This is a genomic window from Modicisalibacter tunisiensis (assembly GCF_020148005.1).
GTDB classification, from domain to species: domain Bacteria; phylum Pseudomonadota; class Gammaproteobacteria; order Pseudomonadales; family Halomonadaceae; genus Modicisalibacter; species Modicisalibacter tunisiensis.
Map to the genome: position 1 here is coordinate 2,979,322 of NZ_JAGXFD010000001.1, position 17,701 is coordinate 2,997,022.

17 protein-coding genes are annotated in these 17,701 nt (G+C 68.1%); 7 read left to right on the forward strand and 10 right to left on the reverse strand.

The window, feature by feature from the left end:
- Window positions 1–482: 482 nt before the first annotated feature.
- The 3 genes from KGQ91_RS13985 to KGQ91_RS13995 form a co-directional block, all read right to left on the reverse strand.
- Window positions 483–1,970 (reverse strand): CoA-acylating methylmalonate-semialdehyde dehydrogenase, encoded by a 1,488-nt coding sequence (locus tag KGQ91_RS13985; protein WP_224421252.1) that lies wholly within the window; start codon window positions 1,968–1,970, stop codon window positions 483–485.
- Between the two features lie 269 nt (window positions 1,971–2,239).
- Window positions 2,240–3,523, reverse strand: a complete 1,284-nt coding sequence (locus tag KGQ91_RS13990) for a M24 family metallopeptidase (RefSeq protein ID WP_224421253.1) — start codon at window positions 3,521–3,523, stop codon at window positions 2,240–2,242.
- Window positions 3,524–3,581: 58 nt separating this feature from the next.
- A complete protein-coding gene (locus KGQ91_RS13995; protein ID WP_224421254.1) occupies window positions 3,582–4,472 on the reverse strand; it encodes a HalD/BesD family halogenase in 891 nt (296 codons plus the stop codon).
- A 119-nt stretch (window positions 4,473–4,591) separates the two neighbouring features.
- On the opposite strand from KGQ91_RS13995, the gene KGQ91_RS14000 reads away from it, so the two are divergent.
- Entirely contained in the window at window positions 4,592–5,509 is a 918-nt protein-coding gene (locus KGQ91_RS14000) for a LysR family transcriptional regulator (RefSeq protein WP_240464696.1), read from the forward strand.
- A gap of 16 nt (window positions 5,510–5,525) precedes the next feature.
- Here KGQ91_RS14000 and idi read toward each other — a convergent pair whose 3' ends face one another.
- Window positions 5,526–6,062 (reverse strand): isopentenyl-diphosphate Delta-isomerase, encoded by a 537-nt coding sequence (gene idi, locus KGQ91_RS14005; RefSeq protein WP_224421255.1) that lies wholly within the window; start codon window positions 6,060–6,062, stop codon window positions 5,526–5,528.
- Between the two features lie 106 nt (window positions 6,063–6,168).
- On the opposite strand from idi, the gene KGQ91_RS14010 reads away from it, so the two are divergent.
- A complete protein-coding gene (locus tag KGQ91_RS14010) occupies window positions 6,169–6,600 on the forward strand; it encodes a DUF488 domain-containing protein (RefSeq protein ID WP_163648903.1) in 432 nt (143 codons plus the stop codon).
- 74 nt (window positions 6,601–6,674) lie between these two features.
- On the opposite strand, the gene fadA is transcribed toward KGQ91_RS14010, so the two are convergent.
- Both fadA and fadB read right to left on the reverse strand, forming a co-directional pair.
- Window positions 6,675–7,853: an acetyl-CoA C-acyltransferase FadA gene (gene fadA, locus KGQ91_RS14015; protein WP_163648905.1), complete on the reverse strand. Its 1,179-nt coding sequence runs from the start codon at window positions 7,851–7,853 to the stop codon at window positions 6,675–6,677.
- Between the two features lie 27 nt (window positions 7,854–7,880).
- Complete coding sequence (gene fadB, locus KGQ91_RS14020; protein ID WP_224421256.1) at window positions 7,881–10,055, reverse strand: fatty acid oxidation complex subunit alpha FadB; 2,175 nt, start codon at window positions 10,053–10,055, stop codon at window positions 7,881–7,883.
- 199 nt (window positions 10,056–10,254) lie between these two features.
- On the opposite strand from fadB, the gene KGQ91_RS14025 reads away from it, so the two are divergent.
- Together KGQ91_RS14025 and slyA are read left to right on the forward strand one after the other, a co-directional pair.
- Window positions 10,255–11,382, forward strand: a complete 1,128-nt coding sequence (locus KGQ91_RS14025) for a DUF5924 family protein (protein WP_224421257.1) — start codon at window positions 10,255–10,257, stop codon at window positions 11,380–11,382.
- Window positions 11,383–11,466: 84 nt separating this feature from the next.
- Entirely contained in the window at window positions 11,467–11,919 is a 453-nt protein-coding gene (gene slyA / locus KGQ91_RS14030) for a transcriptional regulator SlyA (protein WP_224421258.1), read from the forward strand.
- A gap of 33 nt (window positions 11,920–11,952) precedes the next feature.
- On the opposite strand, the gene KGQ91_RS14035 is transcribed toward slyA, so the two are convergent.
- On the reverse strand, window positions 11,953–12,474 hold the full coding sequence (locus tag KGQ91_RS14035; protein WP_224421259.1) for a preprotein translocase subunit YajC: 522 nt from the start codon (window positions 12,472–12,474) through the stop codon (window positions 11,953–11,955).
- Window positions 12,475–12,568: 94 nt separating this feature from the next.
- Between KGQ91_RS14035 and KGQ91_RS14040 the strand changes: the two genes are divergently transcribed.
- Complete coding sequence (locus KGQ91_RS14040; RefSeq protein WP_224421260.1) at window positions 12,569–13,027, forward strand: universal stress protein; 459 nt, start codon at window positions 12,569–12,571, stop codon at window positions 13,025–13,027.
- A 41-nt stretch (window positions 13,028–13,068) separates the two neighbouring features.
- Here KGQ91_RS14040 and KGQ91_RS14045 read toward each other — a convergent pair whose 3' ends face one another.
- Window positions 13,069–14,994 carry an ATP-binding cassette domain-containing protein gene (locus KGQ91_RS14045; RefSeq protein ID WP_224421261.1) on the reverse strand — a complete coding sequence of 642 codons (1,926 nt, stop codon included), beginning with the start codon at window positions 14,992–14,994 and terminating at the stop codon, window positions 13,069–13,071.
- A gap of 116 nt (window positions 14,995–15,110) precedes the next feature.
- Here KGQ91_RS14045 and KGQ91_RS14050 point away from each other — a divergent pair, with 116 nt between their 5' ends.
- Together KGQ91_RS14050 and KGQ91_RS14055 are read left to right on the forward strand one after the other, a co-directional pair.
- A complete protein-coding gene (locus KGQ91_RS14050; RefSeq protein WP_224421262.1) occupies window positions 15,111–15,974 on the forward strand; it encodes a TatD family hydrolase in 864 nt (287 codons plus the stop codon).
- A complete protein-coding gene (locus KGQ91_RS14055) occupies window positions 15,971–16,453 on the forward strand; it encodes a hypothetical protein (protein WP_224421263.1) in 483 nt (160 codons plus the stop codon). The genes KGQ91_RS14050 and KGQ91_RS14055 overlap by 4 nt, the downstream gene beginning before the upstream one ends.
- A 12-nt stretch (window positions 16,454–16,465) precedes the next feature.
- Here KGQ91_RS14055 and KGQ91_RS14060 read toward each other — a convergent pair whose 3' ends face one another.
- The gene (locus tag KGQ91_RS14060) at window positions 16,466–17,002 is read right to left on the reverse strand and encodes an HPP family protein (RefSeq protein WP_224421264.1); all 537 of its coding nucleotides are present in this window, start codon (window positions 17,000–17,002) and stop codon (window positions 16,466–16,468) included.
- Window positions 17,003–17,115: 113 nt separating this feature from the next.
- Entirely contained in the window at window positions 17,116–17,688 is a 573-nt protein-coding gene (locus tag KGQ91_RS14065; protein WP_224421265.1) for an elongation factor P hydroxylase, read from the reverse strand.
- Window positions 17,689–17,701: the final 13 nt, after the last annotated feature.

Below are 17,701 nucleotides of genomic sequence, written 5' to 3' on the forward strand. Positions count from 1 at the left end.
CATCAATCACCGATTGCAGCGATGAAGGAATGGCGGGCTAAACGGCCAGAGTTATTTACCAAGCGGGTGGTCAATCACACGGGACCCGACAGGTATTAGATAGCGCGCTCGCATAACAACTTGAACGAGCACGCACGTTCAATATTCTTATGCTGCGCGCCCAACCCATTGATTTCAAAAGACTATGCGCTTTATCTCACTATATAGCTCTAATAACCGCGCATGCTACATTTGTCGCCATGTGGGCCTCGGGCCGACCTCCACCCTTCCCTACTGGCTCGATATCGCGTCCCCCACGCTACCGCCAAGCGAAGCACTGAACGCTCCACCGGCTGGGTCATTAGGGTTGTATCGGCGACCTCTCATCAAACTTAACCTATCGCGAATCCGCATCGCGTGACATGGCGTTACACGAAAGGCGTACACACAAGAACGCCCGCGCCGTCTGGCGGCGCGGGCGTAGTTTCAGCCGTGCGAGGGGCTTACGAGGGGAAGTTGAACTGCGCGCTTTCCTGGGCGCTGCGCCTGGGCCAGCGCTGGGAGATGGCCTTGCGGCGGGTATAGAAGCGCACGGCGTCGGGGCCGTAGGCGTGCAGGTCGCCGAACAGCGAGTCCTTCCAGCCACCGAAGCTGTGGAAGGCAACCGGCACCGGCAGCGGCACGTTGATGCCGACCATGCCGACCTCGATGGCGTCGGCGAAGCGCCGCCCGGCCTCGCCGTCGCGGGTGAACACGCAGGTACCGTTGCCGTACTGGTGGGCGTTGATCAGGGCGATGGCCTCGTCGAAGGTCTCGACGCGCACCACACACAGCACCGGGCCGAAGATCTCGTCACGGTAGATGCTCATGTCCGTCGTGACACGGTCGAACAGCGTGGCGCCGAGGAAGTAGCCCGGCGAGCCGTCCACCAGCGGATGCTCGCGGCCGTCGACCACCAGCTCGGCACCAGCGGCGGCGCCCTGCTCGATGTAGCCGGCGACCTTGTCGCGCTGGCCGGCGTTGATCAGCGCGCCCATGTCGAGGCCCTTCTCGGTGCCCGCGCCGATCTTGAGTTCGCGGGCCTGAGGCGCCAGACGCTCGATCAGGGCGTCGGCGGTGGCATCACCCACGCACACGGCCACGGAGATCGCCATGCAGCGCTCGCCGGCACTGCCGAACGCGGCGCCGATCAGGGTATTGGCGGCGTTGTCGAGGTCGGCGTCGGGCAGGACCACGGCGTGGTTCTTGGCGCCGCCGAGGGCCTGCACGCGTTTGCCCTGCCGAGTGCCGCCCTCGTAGATCCTGCGCGCCACCGGGGTGGAGCCGACGAACGACAGCGCCCGCACCTCGGGCGCCTCGATCAGCGCCTCGACGGCCTCGCGGTTGCCGTGGACCACGCTGAACAGCCCGCGGGGCAGCCCGGCCTCGTCGAGCAGCTCGGCCATCTTCACGGCAGCCGAGGGCACCTGTTCGGAGGGCTTGAGGATGAAGGCGTTGCCGCAGGCCAGCGCCATCGGGTACATCCACAGCGGCACCATGGCCGGGAAATTGAACGGCGTGATGCCGGCGACGACACCCAGCGGCTGGTGGTTGGACCAGGTGTCGATGGCCGGCCCGGCGTTGTGGGAATACTCGCCCTTGAGCAGCTCCGGCACGCCGCAGGCGTACTCGACGTTCTCGATGCCGCGCTTGAGTTCGCCCATGGCGTCCTCGAGCACCTTGCCGTGCTCCTCGCTGATCAGCGCGCAGATCTCGTCGGCGTCGCGCTCGAGCAGGGTCTTGAAGCGATACATCACCTGGGCGCGCTTGGCCGGCGGCAGGTCACGCCAGGCGGGCTGGGCCTCGCGGGCGGCGTCGATGGCGCGCTGCACGGTGGCGGTGTCGGCCATCGACAGGCGGCGTACCGGCTCGGCGGTGGCCGGGTTGATCACGTCGATGGTGCGCTGGCCCGCCAGGCGCTCGCCGGCGATCCAGTGGTATACGTCTGTCATAGCGTCTCTTTTCTCGCGAATATGGTCGTCAGTCAGGGGTAGGGGCCTGGAACACCTTTCATAACCGGAGAACGGGATGGGCTTTCCCGGGGGCAAGCCTTCGCGAGGGCGCTGTAAACCCTTCCATGGGCGCTACCTTTGCCATCTGACCGCCATGGATGGCGGGAATGCCGGAATGGAAAGGAACACTTTCCGGCCATGGCAAAGGACCCTCGCTTCGCCTTGCCCCCGGCGCCCATCGTTCATTCCGAGCGTTTGGAAAGAATCTCTTAAAGCTCTCTTCCAAGCAGGGCTTCATCGAACGGATAGCGCGAGAGCTTTTCGATGCCGGTCTCGGTGACCAGCACTTCCTCCTCGAGCTTGACCCCGTCGGCGGCGCCGACCTCGCCGATGTAGCTCTCCACCGAGACCACCATGCCCGGCTCGAGGATGCCGTCCTTGGAGAAGCGGTCGAAGTCCATGTGGTGGGCGACCAGCGGCGTCTCGCCGTGCATGCCCACGCCATGGATGATCGACGGGTAGCGGCGGTCGAGGAAGCGCTCGGGAATCTTCCAGGCGCGCTCGGCGATCTCGCGATAGCTCATGCCCGGCTTGAGGATCGCCATGTTGTGGTGGACCTGATCAAAGGCCATCCGGTAGAGGCTCTGCTGGTAGCCGGTGGGCCGGCCGGGGCCGACGTGGAAGGTCCGCGAGAAGTCGGAATAGTAGCCGTGGCAGCCTATGGTGTCGGTATCCAGCGCCACCAGCTCCCCGGCACGGATCACCCGGCTGCTGGCCTCGTTGAACCAGGGGTTGGTGCGCGGACCCGAAGACAACAGGCGCGTCTCGATGAACTCGCCGCCCTGCTCGATCACGTTGCCGTAGAGAATGGCGAACAGCTGGTTCTCGGTGACGCCCGGCTTGATCGCCGCTTCCACCTCGGCCACGGCGGCTTCGCTGCCGGCCATCGACTGGGCCAGGCAGGCGACCTCCTCGGGGGTCTTGATGCGCCGGCAGTGCAGGGTGTCCTGCATGCAGTCGAACACCTCGAGCCCCTGCGCCTCCAGCGAGCGCGCCAAGTTCAGCGCGCAGCGGTCCAGGCCGACCTTCTTGTTGCCCTTGCCGTGTGCCTCGATCAGCTCGGCGATCTCGACGCCGAAGGGGTCGGCGGAGAGGTTGTCGCGCTGGTTGACCGCCGACCACACCACCTTGGAGGTACGCGACTCGTCGATGGTCTCGAGCCAGGTCGAGACGTGGGCGCTGCCGGGGTATTCGAAGAGGATCACCGGCCCTTCCAGCGGCACGTAGATGTAGCGCGTGGAGTTGCGCAGGAAATAGCCGAACATGTTGCGCGAGCCGGTGGCGTAGCGCTGGTTGTAGGGGTCGAACAGCACCACGGCGGCATAGCCCTGCTCGGCCATCATGGCGCGCAGGCGCGCGAGACGGCCGGCACGCAGCTGCTTCGGGTCGAAGGCGTTGGGGATGCTGTCGCCGTTGGCCATCGGCGCGGAGGGAATGACCGGAATCTGATCCGGTTCGCTGTCGGTCAGACGATCGGATTCGATGGAATTCATGAAAGAGTCCTTGCTGGGCCCAGCGTCGCGAGACACCGGGCCATGACGTGACGGAAGTTCAGTCGGCGAGGCTGTCGCTGCGCCGGGTGCGGCCTTCGCTGAGCATGCGCTCGTGAACCGGTGCCATGCGGCCGAAGATGCGCCGGGCGCGTTCCGGCTGACCGATGAAGCCCGGCTCCTTGGCATAGGCGAAGATCACCGTGTGCCGCTCGCGCTGGCCCTCCACCGGGGTCACCCGGTGCAGCGAATAGCGGCCGAAGAAGATCTGCAGGTCGCCCGGTTTCAGGTCCAGCGACTTCAGGCGGCTACGGTCACCGTCGAGTACTTCCTGCACACCCTCGAAGTTCTCGCCCTCGGGGCTGCGGATGCCGGGCGCGTACTCGAAGCGTCCGCCGCCTTCCGACTGACGGGTCATCATGGTGACGATGAACTCGTTGGTGTCGTAGTGCCACGGGTGCTGGCAGCCCTCGCGCAGCACGTTGACCACCAGGTCGGCGAGCGGGTCGGCGTACTGGTGGATCTCGTCGACGCCCACCACGGTGGCGATGAAGCGCTGGAAATCCGGGTGACGGTAGATCTGACGGATGATCGTCGAGTCATCGATGCGATCGCCGGCGACGAAGCCGTTGGTGCGATCGTCGAAGCGGTTGCGCGGATGCGAATCCGGCAGGCTCGGGTCGCCCGACGAGTTGTAGGGATTGGTCTCGTTCTGGTTGTAATGCGCCTCCGGAGACAGGCGCTCCGTCTCGCGCTCGAGACGCGCCAGCGCCTCTTCCGGCACGAACCGCTCGAGGACGACGCAGCCATCCTCGGCAAGCTGCCGGCGGCAGGCATCGATCAGCGCCTGGCCGGCGTCGCCCGAGAGCTGGGTGATGGGGTAACGCTGAAGATCGACGATGCCCTGCAGGGCCGACGTGGTGTCCCCGGCTTCGGCGGCGTTGGCGTGCATGCGGTAAGCTCCTCTGGCCTTCGATAACGCCTGGACAGCCTAGAGCCGCCGACTCCATAATAAAAATGAATGATTAAGATAAGATTGATTTGGGAGCCTTATAGACCATGGATACCGACTTGCTGCGATCCTTCGTGACCGTGGCGGAATGCGAGGGGTTCAGTGCGGCGGGAAAGATCCTCTGCCGCACCCAGTCGGCGGTGAGTCTGCAGATCAAGCGCCTGGAAGACCGGATGGGCGAGAGCCTGTTCGAGCGGACCAGCCGCAGCGTGCTGCTGACCCCGGCCGGCGGGCGATTGCTGCCCTATGCGCGCCAGATGCTCAAGCTGGAGGACGAAGCCAAGCGCATGATGGGCGCCGACCGGCAGGGCGAGACGATCCGTCTGGGGATTTCCGAGGAGCAGGCCGGCGCCTACCTGCCCGAGCTGCTGCCGACCTTCGCCCGGGAGCACCCCGAGGTACGCCTCGAGCTCGTCTGCGACATCAGCGCCAGCCTGATCGAGCGCTTTCAGGAAGGGCTGCTCGACGTGGTGCTCGCGGTGCGCCACGGCCCCACGCATACCGGGGAGCTGCTGGGCCGGGAGCCGATGGTCTGGGCGGTGGCCGACTCCGTCGATCTGGCGGAGTGGACGCACCTGCCGCTGGCCCTCAATCCGGAAGGCTGCATCTTCCGGGCCCATGCCTTCGCCGCCCTGGGGCGGGCATCGCGCAGCTGGGACGTGCGCTACACCAGCCCCTCGCCCACCGGCGTCAACGTGGCGGTGCAGTCCGGGCTGGCGCTGACCGTGAAGACGCCGCGCAGCGTGCCGGCCGGCTGCCGTATCGTCGACGCCGGCGAGGGCCTGCCCGAGCTCGGCCATGTGGAGATAGAAATTCACCGCAGCCCCGGGCAGATGGGCGAAGCCTTCGACGCCTTCTGCACCGCGCTGAGCCGCACGGTCACCGAGACCGAGAGCGTGGAAAGCGCCGAGATCCTCGGCGAGTCGAGTGCGGCCTGTGCCGCCCTGCCCGGCACGGCAAGTACCGCACGCCGGTGATCGGCCGGCGATCCCGTCAGCCGTCGCCCGCCAGCCGGGGAATCCCGGTCTCCGCGGCCCGTTCCAGATAGATCCGCAGCCAGGGCGTGAACGCCTGCGGATTCGCGGCCACCTCCTGCCTGAGGGCCGCCACATCGACCCAGCGGCATTCGGCGACCTCCGCGGGGTCCGGGGCGAGCGTCGCCGCCGGGTCCCAGTCCGCCGCAAAGACCTGCACATGCTCGTGCTCGATCAGCCCGCCGCCCACCTCGGCCCGGTAGTCGAGGCGGCCGGCAGGCGCCAGCACCAGCACCAGCCCCAGCTCCTCCTCGAGCCGGCGCGCGGCACAGGCCTCGACGGTTTCGCCCCAGTCGGGATGCGAGCAGCAGGCGTTGGCCCACTGCCCGGGCGAGTGATACTTGCCCGCGGCACGCCGCTGCAGCAGCGTCTCGCGCCCGCGAAAGACGAACACCGAGATCGCCAGGTGGCGGGTGCCCCGGCGGTGCGCCTCGAGCTTGCCGATGGGGCGAACGCACCCCAGGTCATCGAGGGCGGTAATGCGACGGTCGCTCACGAACTCTCTCCCGTTGGAACCCGGCGAGTATACCCGATGGCCCCGCCCCGTATCGCTGGATGACACGAATCGCGAACGCTAGGCTGAGACTGACAGGAGAATCACCATGCGCCACGACATCCGCTGCAAGCGTATCTACGCCGAGGCTGCTGACGACGACGGTGCCCGGGTACTGGTCGACCGCCTGTGGCCCCGCGGCAAGCGCCGCGACACCCTGGCGCTGACGCAGTGGTACCGGGATGCCTCGCCCTCCCCGGTGCTGCGTCGCCAGAAGCATCGCGGCGAGATCGACGACGACACCTTTGCCGGTCGCTATCGCGACGAGATCGACCGCGACCCGGACTGCCTGCTGCCGTTGATGCGCCTGGCCCGCCAGGGCCGCCTGACACTGCTGAGTGCGGCACGGGATCTGGAACACTCCCACGTGCCGGTGCTGCGCCAGGCGGTGCTGGATGCTCTGGACGCCGAGGATCGCGACTGCGAGGACCTGCCGGCGTCCGCGCCCTGCTACGCTACCTACAACGAACAGCGCGACTGACGCCGCCTCACCCAAAAGGCGACGGCGCCGAACTCGGCGCCGTCGTCATTACTGTCGCGGATAATATCGGACGCTTAGCCGATGCGCTCAAACACCGTGGCCACGCCCTGGCCCATGCCGATGCACATGGTCGCCAGGCCCAGCGAGGTGTCCTGCTGGCGCATCACGTTGAGCAGGGTGGTGCAGATGCGCGCCCCGGAGCAGCCCAGCGGATGGCCGAGGGCGATGGCCCCGCCGTGCAGGTTGACGGCGTCGTCGAGGCGGTCGATCAGCTTGAGATCCTTGAGCACCGGCAACGACTGGGCCGCGAAGGCCTCGTTGAGCTCGACGGTCTGGATGTCGTCGATCGTCAGGCCCGCCGCCTTGAGCGCCTTGTGGGTGGCCGGCACGGGGCCGTAGCCCATGATCGAGGCATCGCAGCCCGCCACGCCGGTGGAGCGCACGCGCGCCAGCGGCTCGACGCCCAGCGCCTGCGCCCGCTCGTAGCTCATCACCGCCAGCGCCGAGGCGCCCACGGAGAGCGCCGAGGAGGTACCGGCGGTCACCGTGCCGTTGCGCGGGTCGAACGCCGGCTTGAGCCTGGCCATGTCGTCCAGGTTGGCGTCTTCGCGCACCACTTCGTCGCGCTGCACCCGGCAGCGCCGCCCCCGGGCATCGTGCCCCTCGACGCCGATGATCTCGTTGTCGAAGTAGCCCTTCTCGTTGGCGAGCAGCGCCCGCTGGTGGGAGCGCACCCCGAAGCGATCCTGCTCCTCGCGGGTGATGCCGTGCATCTTGCCCAGCAGCTCGGCGGTCAGGCCCATCATCATCGCCGCCTTGGCGACATGCCGGCTGGCCCCGGGATTGATGTCGACGCCGTGCATCATCGACACGTGCTCCATGTGCTCGACGCCGCCGATGATGTAGAAATCGCCCATGCCCGCCCGGATGTTGGCGGCGGCGATATGCAGGGCGCTCATCGAGGAGCCGCATAGCCGGTTGATGGTCTGGCCCGGCACGGTGCGCGGCATGTCGGTAAGAATCGCCGCGTTGCGGGCGATGTTGTAGCCCTGCTCCAGGGTCTGGTTGACGCAGCCCCAGATCACGTCGTCCACGCTGGCCGGATCGAGCCGGTCGTTGCGGTCGAACAGGGCCTGCATCACCTCGGCGGACAGGGTCTCGGCGCGGACGTGACGGAAGGCCCCGTGCTTGGCCTTGGCCATGGCGGTACGAACGGCATCGACCACCACGATATCGCGAGGGTTCAAGGACATGATGACAACTCTCCTGAAAGTGGTGGTTCAGCGGGCGGCGGAGTCGCCGGTGGCCGGATAGAAACGTTCGCCGCCGGCAGCCATCTCGCGCAGCCGCTCGGTGGGCCGATACAGCGCGCCGTGCTCCTCGGCGAGACGGTCGGCCAGCGCCACGAAGGCCTCCAGGCCCATGGCGTCGATGTAGCGCAGCGCCCCGCCGCGGAACGGCGGGAAGCCGATGCCGTAGATCAGCGCCGTGTCGGCCTCGGCGGGCGTGCCGACGATGCCGTCCTCCAGGCAGCGCACCGTCTCCAGGCACAGCGGCACCATCAGGTGCGCGATGATGGTCTCGTCATCCAGCTCGCGGGTGTCCTGAACGCTCTCGGCGACCAGGGCGCGCGCCTCCTCGTCGCGGACCTTGCGCGGCTTGCCCTTGCGGTCCTCCTCGTAGCGATAGAAGCCGCGCGAGTTCTTCTGGCCGAGGCGGCCGTCGTCGACCAGCCGTGCGACCACGGAGCCGTCCTGCTGGGCCATGCGATCGGGGAAGCCCTCGGCGAGCACCTCGGCCGCGTGCCGCGCGGTGTCGAGCCCTACCACATCGAGCAGGTACGCCGGCCCCATCGGCCAGCCGAAGCCCTCCATCACCTTGTCGACGTGCTCGTAGTCGGCGCCCTGCGCCAGCAGCCGCTCGAAGCCGCCGAAATAGGGGAACAGCACCCGATTGACCAGAAAGCCCGGGCAATCATTGACCACGATCGGCGTCTTGCCCATGCGCCGGGCATAGGCCACCGTGGCGGCCACCGCCTCGTCGCCGGTGTGCTCGCCGCGGATCACCTCGACCAGCGGCATGCGATGCACCGGGTTGAAGAAGTGCATGCCGCAGAACCTCTCGGGGCGCTTCAGGGCCTTCGCCAGGCGCGAGATGGAGATGGTGGAGGTGTTGCTGGCCAGGATCGCGCCCTCGCCGACCGCCGCCTCGACCTCGCCGAGCACCGCCGTCTTCACGTCGGGGTTCTCGACCACCGCCTCGACCACCAGGTCCACCGTGCCGAAATCGCCGTAGGACAGCGTCGGGCGGATGCCGGTGAGGCGTTCCGCCATGGTCGCCGTATCCAGCTTGCCACGCTCGACCTGCTTGACGAACAGCTTGCGGGCCTCCTTGAGCCCCAGCTGGATCGCCTCCTCGCGGATGTCCTTCATCAGGATCGGCACGCCCTTCGACGCGCTCTGGTAGGCGATGCCGCCCCCCATGATCCCCGCGCCCAGCACGGCGGCCTGGTTCAGCTCGGGAGCCTGCTTCTCGTAGGCACCGGCCTTCTTCTTGACCTGCTGGTCGTTGAGGAACAGCCCCACCAGGTTGTAGCAGACATCGGTCAGCGCCAGCTTCGCGAAGGCCTTCGCCTCGATGGCCTGGGCGCGCTCCCGGGACTCGCCGGCCCCCTTCTGGACCACCTTGACCGCCTCGACCGGTGCCGGATAGTGCCGTCCGGCCTTGCCGGCCACATAGCCCTTGGCGGTCTCGAAGGCCATCATCTGCTCGACGCCGTTGAGCCCCAGCGGACCGGTCTTCATCGCCCGCCGCGCCTGGTGGTCGAGTTCGCCCCGCGCGGCGCGCTTGAGGATGTCGCGGGCGGCCTCCAGCAGTTCCTCGGCAGGCAGCACGGCGTCCACCGCACCGATGCGCAGCGCCTCGGCGGCCTTGTTCTGGGTACCGCCGGCGATCCACTCGATGGCGTTGTCGGCCCCCACCAGGCGCGGCAGCCGCACGCAGCCGCCCCAGCCCGGCAGGATGCCCAGCCGGGTCTCGGGCAGGCCGACCTCGGCCTTCTCCGCCATGACCCGGAAGTCGGTGGTCAGGGTGATCTCGAAACCGCCGCCCAGCGCCAGGCCGTTGATCGCCGAGACGCTGGGAAACGGCAGGTCCTCCAGACGGTTGAACAGCGCATGCACGGTCTGGTTCATCTCGACCAGATAGTCCTCGCCCTTGGCGAACAGGCCGTGAAACTCGGTGATGTCGGCACCGACGATGAAGGCGGACTTGGCGCTGGCCAGGATCAGGCCGGTCAGGTTCGGCGCCGCCTCGATGGCGCCGACGGCCTCCTCCAGCTCACCGATCACCCGGCTGGACAGGGTGTTGACCGACTCGCCCTCCCGATCGAATGTCAGGGTGGCGATGCCGTCGCCATCCGTCGTCACCGATAACGCACTGCCTTGATAGAGCATGGACCGATCTCCGCGGTTGGAAGGAAAGGCATTCATACAAGCGTTTGAATACGTCCTAGCTTGGCGCACCCGCCGTGGCCGCGTCAAGCCTCGCCCGCCACACCGCCCCGAGCGTCGCCATCGGGCGACTCCCGGTGAGCGGGCACACCTGCTAGGATGCGCGCCTCATGCATCATGACCCGAACACACTGGCCCCGTCATGACCCCAGCCGCACCCTCACGTCTGCTGCGCCTGCATCAGTTCACCGAACAGGCGGTGCAGCATCTGCGTCCCTACGCCTGGCTATGGCCGCCCGTCGCCTTCCTGATCGGCGCACTGAGCTTCCTGCTGGTCGACCGCCAGCAGTCCCTGGGCGCCTTCCTGGCCCTGGGGCTGCTGCTGGCCTGGGTACTGCTGCTGTCGGAGAGCCTCATCGGCCGGCTGCTGGCCCGGCGCGGCTACCCGACCCTGCCCCGCGGCGTGACCACCTTCATCGCGCAGATGATTCATCAGGAGACGCTGTTCTTCACCCTGCCCTTCCTGCTGGCCACCACGGTCTGGCGCAGCGGCCAGGCCCTGTTCACCCTCGCCATGGTCGGCTGCGGGCTGCTGTCGATCCTCGACCCGCTCTACTTCCGCCTCGCCGAGCGCCATCGCTGGCTGTATTTCGCCTTTCACGCGCTGTGCGTCTTCCTGGTGATCCTGGTGACGCTGCCCATCATGCTGCACCTGACCACCGGCGAGACGCTGCTGCTCGCCGTGCTGGCCACCATGGTGTTCAGCCTGCCGAGCCTGGTGCACCTGCTTCAGCCGCGCGGCCTGCTGCGCTGGCTGGCGATGCTGGGGCTGGCCATGCTGCTGGGGGCCGGCGCCTGGGCCGGGCGCGCCTGGATTCCGCCGGCGACGCTGTGGATCACCGGCAGCGCCCTGTCGCCCGGCTTCGACGTCCCGCACCGCCGTCCCGTGGAGTCCATGGCCCTGACCGAAGCCAACCTGCAGAAACGCGGGCTCTATGCCTATACCGCCATTCGCGCCCCGCGCGGGCTGCGCGAGAAGGTCTACCACGTCTGGCGTCACGACGGAAAAATCATCGACCGCATTCCACTGATCATTCACGGTGGGCGTGACGGCGGCTATCGCGCCTGGACCCACAAGCAGCACTTCCCCGAGGCCGCCGCCGGGCGCTGGCGGATCGACGTGATGACCGCCACCGGGCAACGTCTGGGGGTCATCCGCTTCTCGGTCGTCGAGGAGGCGCGCCAGGCCGGCCGGGCCGACGGCCGGATCCGCTCCCCGGCAGGCGTGCCGGGGCTCGACCTGCGTCGGCTGATTCCCGACGCGGACTGACATCGAATCGCTCAAGGGGGGTTGCATTACCCGGCAGTTCCCGGAGAATCAAGCATGAAATTAGCCTGCGAAACGACAAATCCAATGCCTGAAACTATCGGATTCAAGCTCACGCGCCTGGCGCGCATCTGGCGCGCCATCATCGACGAGCGGCTGGCGCCGCTGGAGCTGACCCAGACCCGCTGGGTGACCCTCTACCATCTCTGGCAGATGGGCGATGGCCAGCCGCAGTGCGACCTGGCCCGCGCCATCGGCGTCGAGGCGCCCTCGCTGGTGCGCACGCTCGACCAGCTGGCCGAACAGGGGCTGGTCGAGCGCCGCCCGTCTCCCGAGGACCGTCGCACCAAGCAGGTCTTCCTCACGCAGCAGGCCACGCCGCTGCTGGAGCAGATCGACACCATCGTCACCCAGGCGCGTACCGAGATGCTGGCCGGCATCGCCCAGCAGGACCTGGAAGTCCTCGACGAACTGCTGACTCGCGTCGAAAGCAATGCCCTGCGCCTGCAGACCCGCAAGCCGGGCAGCGACGACTGCTGACACCCGCGCGGCCCGCCTCCCGGGGCCGCCGATCTAGCACGGCGCGTCGGGCGGCCCCCGTCGTGCCTCATTGCCGGCCAGGGCATCACGCAGCGTGCCCAGCCGAGCATCGAGTGCCTCGAACGCCGCCGCCGGCTGCGATTCCCGCCACCACAGCCACAGGAAGTCGCGGGTCGACTCCAGCACCAGGGCATCCCCGGGCAGCTGCGCCAGCACCGCCTCCAGCGCCACACGTTGCTCCTGCGTGAGCGGCCGCAGTGGCTCGATCCGCCAGCGCCAGCCCTCGGCGCACGGTTTGAGCGCCTCGCTGGCGTGGGAGTCCCGCACGGCGACACAGCGCGGCCCGGGAGTCGTCTGCGGGTAGCGCCAGCGATAGGCGACCAGCCCCCCTTCCGGCTGGTGCAGCGGCGGCTTGCCGAAATGCACCGACACGCCCGCCTCGCGCGCCGCTTCGCGCAGCCCCACGAGGCGCCGCTCGCGCGGCGAGGGACGCAGCCACACCACCGGCGACAGCATCGCCAGCAGCGCCAGTCCCAGGACCAGCCAGAAGGTCATCGAAATCTCCTAAAACGTTGATATGGGTCGTTGTGAAGCACAAAACGACGCCGTAGAGTGAAGTCGACCATTCGTCGACAAGGGAGGGCTTCCCATGAGCAATGAATACCATCACGTCCTGGTGGCGGTGGACCTCACCAAGGATTCCCACAGGGTTCTCGAGCGCGCCATTCCCATCGCGCGCCGCAACAACGCCAAGCTGTCGGTGATTCACACCCTGGAGCCGCTGGGCTTCGCCTACGGCGGCGACATCCCCATGGACCTGACCAGCATCCAGGATCAGCTCGACGAGCATGCCAAGAGCCGCCTGGCCGAGGTCGCCGACCCCCATGACGTCCCCCGCGAGGATCAGCATGTGGTGGTGGGCATGCCGGACACCGAGATCCACCGCTTCTCCAAGGAAAACGACGTCGACCTGATCGTGGTCGGCTCCCACGGTCGTCACGGCTTCGCGCTGCTGCTGGGCTCCACCTCCACCGGCGTGCTGCACGGCGCCGAATGCGACGTGCTGGCGGTTCGCGTCGGCAAGGAAGGCGAAGAGACCGCCGAGTAACGTCTTCGCGGGCCCCGGCGCCAGTCGCCGGGGCCGCCGGCTCAGGCATCGCCGTCGGTCATCGCCTCCAGTTCCATCCAGCGTTCCATCGCCGCATCCAGTTCCGCCTGCTTGGCGGTCAGCGCCTCCAGCGTCGCGGTCACCGCGCTCGCCTCCTGCTGGTAGAAGCCCGGGTCCCCCACCTGTTTCTCGAAGTCGGCGATCTCCGCCTCCAGCGCCTCGATGGTCGCCGGCAGCGCGTCCAGCTCCCGCTGCAGCTTGTAGGACAGCTTGACCGGGCGCCGGGCGCCGCGCTCGGGCGCGGCGGCCTCGGTGGCGGGCACTGCCTCGCTGGCGGGTTCGGCCGTGCGTCGGGCGGTGTCGAAGACCCAGGGCGCCGGCGGCAACTTGCCGCCCTGGCGGATCCAGTCGCTGTACCCGCCGACATAGGCCCTGACCCGACCGTCGCCCTCGAAGGCCAGCACGTCGGTCACCACGTTGTCCATGAATTCCCGGTCGTGGGAGACCAGCAGCAGCGTGCCCGGGAAGTCGAGCAGCAGCTCCTCGAGCAGCTCCAGCGTCTCGACGTCGAGATCGTTGGTCGGCTCGTCGAGCACCAGCACGTTGGCCGGCTGGGTGAACAGCTTGGCCAGCAGCAGCCGGTTGGACTCGCCGCCCGACAGCGCCTTGACCGGCTGGCGAGCGCGCTCGGGGGTGAACAGGAAGTCCTGCAGGTAGCTGATGACGTGGCGATCCTTGCCGCCGATCGTCACCCGATCGCGCCCCTGGGCGACGTTGTCGTAGACGCTCTTCTCGAGTTCGAGGCCGGCGCGCAGCTGGTCGAAGTACGCCACCTGCAGGTTGGTGCCCAGGCGTACCTGCCCCTCGGTGGGCTCGAGCTCGCCGAGCAGGATCTTGAGCAGCGTCGTCTTGCCGGCGCCGTTGCGCCCGATCAGCCCCACCCGGTCGCCGCGCTGGATCTCCAGGTTCAGGTCACGGATGATCCAGTCATCGCCATAGCGCTGGCTGACGCCGGTCAGCTCGACGACCCGCTTGCCGCTGCGCTCGCCGGTATCGACGCGGATCGTCGCCCGCCCCTGGCGCTCGCGCCGCTCGGCCCGGTCCCGGCGCATCTGCTCGAGCGCACGCACACGCCCCTCGTTGCGGGTCCGGCGGGCCTTGATGCCCTGACGAATCCAGGCTTCCTCCTGGGCCAGCTTCTTGTCGAACTCGGCGTTCTCGCGCGCCTCGACCTCCAGCTCGTGGGTCTTCTGCGCCTGGTAGCGCGCGTAGTCGCCCGGATAGCGCCCCAGCCGGCCGCGATCGAGCTCCAGAATGTTGGTGGCCAGGCGCGACAGGAAGGCCCGGTCGTGGGTGATGAACAGCACGGCGCCGGGGAAGGCGGCCAGCTGTTCCTCGAGCCAGGTGATGGTATCCAGATCGAGATGGTTGGTGGGCTCGTCGAGCAGCAGCAGATCGGGCTCGGCGACCAGCGCCCGGGCCAGCGCCACACGCCGCCGCCAGCCACCCGACAGCTCGGACATGGGCGCATCCTCGGGCAGGCCCAGGCGCGTCAGCACGGTGTCGATGCGCTGATGGAACGACCAGCCGTCGATCGACTCGAGCTCGGTCTGCAGCTGCGCCAGCCGCGCCATGTCCGGTTCGGCCGACTGCACCAGATGATGGTACTCGGCGAGTAGCGTGCCGGCCCGGGGCAACCCCTGGGCCACCACATCGAAGATCGTCTCGCCGCTGGCCGCGGGCAGGTCCTGGGCCAGCACGCCGACGCGCAGCCCGGGAGCTCGCCAGACCTGGCCGTCATCGGGGAGAATCTCGCCGCTGATCAGCTTGAGCAGGGTCGACTTGCCGGTGCCGTTGCGGCCGACCAGCGCCAGACGCTCGCCCTTTTCCAGGACCAGGTCGGCGCCGTCGAGCAGCACATGCGGCCCGTAGGCCAGATGCAACTGTTCCAGACGTAGCAGTGTCACGCACTACCTCACTTCGGGGGATGTCAGAAACGCCCAGTGTAACGCACCCGGTCAGCGCTGTGGCGGGGCCGGTCATCGCGTTACAATGCGCGCCACCATGATTCAAGGAGCGGCGCATGTCTGATTTGCCCGATATCCGCGACGATTCTCCCCTGCCGGAAGCGCTGCGCTTCCGGGCACCGGCCCCGCTGGTGGACATCGGCGCCAACCTCACCCACGACAGCTTCAGCCGCGACGGCGAGGCAGTGATCGAGCGCGCCCGAGCGGCCGGTGTCGAGACGCTGATCGTCACCGGCACCGATCAGCGTCACGCCCGCCAGGCGATCGAACTCGCGGAACACCACACCGGGCTGTACGCCACGGCCGGCATTCACCCGCATGAAGCCAGCCAGTGGAATGCCGAACTGGCCGCGGCCTTTGCCGAACTCCATCGCCATCCGGCGGTGGTTGCCGTCGGCGAATGCGGCCTCGACTTCAACCGCAACTTCTCGACACCCGCCGAGCAGGAGCGGGCCTTCGAGGCGCAGCTCACGCTGGCCGCCGAGAACGGGCTGCCGCTGTTTCTTCACGAACGCGACGCCGGCCGGCGCATGCTCGAGATGCTCACGGCCTGGCGCGACGATATCCGCGATGCGGTGGTGCACTGCTTCACCGGCGAGCGCGAGGTACTGCACGGCTACCTGGATCTCGACCTGCACGTGGGGCTGACCGGCTGGCTGTGCGACGAGCGCCGCGGCCATCACCTGCGCGAGCTGCTCGCCGACATCCCGCTGAACCGGCTGATGGTCGAGACCGACTGCCCCTATCTGCTGCCGCGCAACCTGCCCGCCAAGCCCCGGGCGCGCCGTCATGAACCGGCGCTGCTGCCGTGGATCGTCGCGGAGATCGCCCACTGGCGTGGCGACACGGCGCTGACGGTCGCCCGCGAGACCACCGCCACCGCCCGCCGTTTCTTTCAGCTCGAGGAGAACGTCCGATGAGCGACTTTCCCGGCTTCATCGCCGTCGAGACCGGCGAGGAAGACGCCCTGCCACTGGCCATCGCCTGGGCGCTGCCCGACGGCCAGATCAAGCACACCCTGATCCAGCCCGACGATGACTGGCTCGGCGAGGAGCTCGCCGCGCTCGGCGACTACAGCCTGGACGAACTGCGTACCTTCGGCGTCAGCCCGCTCGATGTGCTCAAGGAACTCGAGGGCGATCACTTCAGCACCACGCTCTACACCACGGGCATCAGCGACGACGAGGCGGCGCTGTCACGGATTTTCGACACTTTCGGCGTCGATCCCTTCGTGGAGCTGGCGCCGGTGGCGAGCCTCTACCCCGACCTGCAACCGGGCGAATGGGAGCGGGCGCGCAATGACCTGTTCGGTGAACTCGGCCTCGAGCCGCTGCGCGCCGACCATGAGGTGCAGGTCATGCTCTACCTGCACCAGCGCCTGATCGACAGCGTCTCGTGACCGCCAGCCGGGCTACCACCAGTGGTGCGGATAGCGGCGGTGCCGCGCCAGGTTGTTGACCAGCACGGCGACGCCCAGCATCAGCAGACAGCCCGCACCGACGGGCACAAAGGCGTACTGCCAGGTCAGGGCATGCAGCGCGTCGGAGCCAATCACCGCAATCAGCGCCGTGGCCCCGCCGGGCGGATGCAGAGTGTGGGTGAGCTGCATCACCAGGATCGCGGTGGACACCGCCACCGCGCCGGCCAGCCAGGTGTCGCCCAGCCACTGCCAGCAGGCGACGCCGATCAGCGCGGAGAGGACATTGCCGCCCAGCACGTTGCGCGGCTGGGCTAGCGGGCTCTCGGGGGCGGCATAGAGCAGGACCGAGGTGGCACCGAACGAGCCGATCATCAGCAGCGGCTGCACCGAGAACGACTGCTCGCTGATCGCCCCCACCCCCGCCATGCCCAGGAAGGCGCCCAGCCAGGACCACAGCGCATCGCGCCATGGCGGACGCGGCCTGACGGCCGGCGCGCCCCGCATCTTTCCCAGGTAGTATCGAACCATGCGGCTTTCGCTCCCTCGACGTGACAAAGCGCGCTATCTTGCCAAGCCGGGGCCATGGCCGGGAAATACCGTTCGGTCATGGTGTTAGACCATCGACTTGCCTCGCATTCGCCTCATGCCGGCACGCCGCCGAGCACCTCACGACCGGCGGTAACGGCCGCCGCCACATCGGCGCCCTGCCCGTAACGGGCGTCCAGCGCCACCCGAAAGCTCGCCGCGCGCCGCGGCAGTCCCTGCGCCTCGTAGCGTGCCGCGCGTGCCTCGACCCGCTCCCGGAAGGCCTCGCGGTCCACCACCACGTCACCGAGGTTGTCGACGCTGACGTGAAAGCGACGACGGCAGGCCCGGGTAAACAGCAGCTCGAGCGCCTGGGGCGCCACCTCCACGGTTTCGAAGGCCGCCTGCTGGCGGGCGTCGCGGCCGTCGGGCAGGTACCAGTAACCGTAGTCCTCCAGGCGACGGCGACGCTCGCCAGCGATGCACCAGTGGCTGATCTCGTGGAGGGCGCTGGCAAAGAAGCCCCGGGCGAAGATCACCCGATGCCAGGCGCACTCGGCATCGGCGGGCAGGTAGAGGGGCTCGTCGCCGCCACGGATCAGCCGGGTCCGGCAGGTATCGGCGAACAGACCATCGAACAGGGCGATGAGGTCCGCGACGCCATGGGGATGCAGGGGTTGGTCGCTCATGGCGGCGCATTAT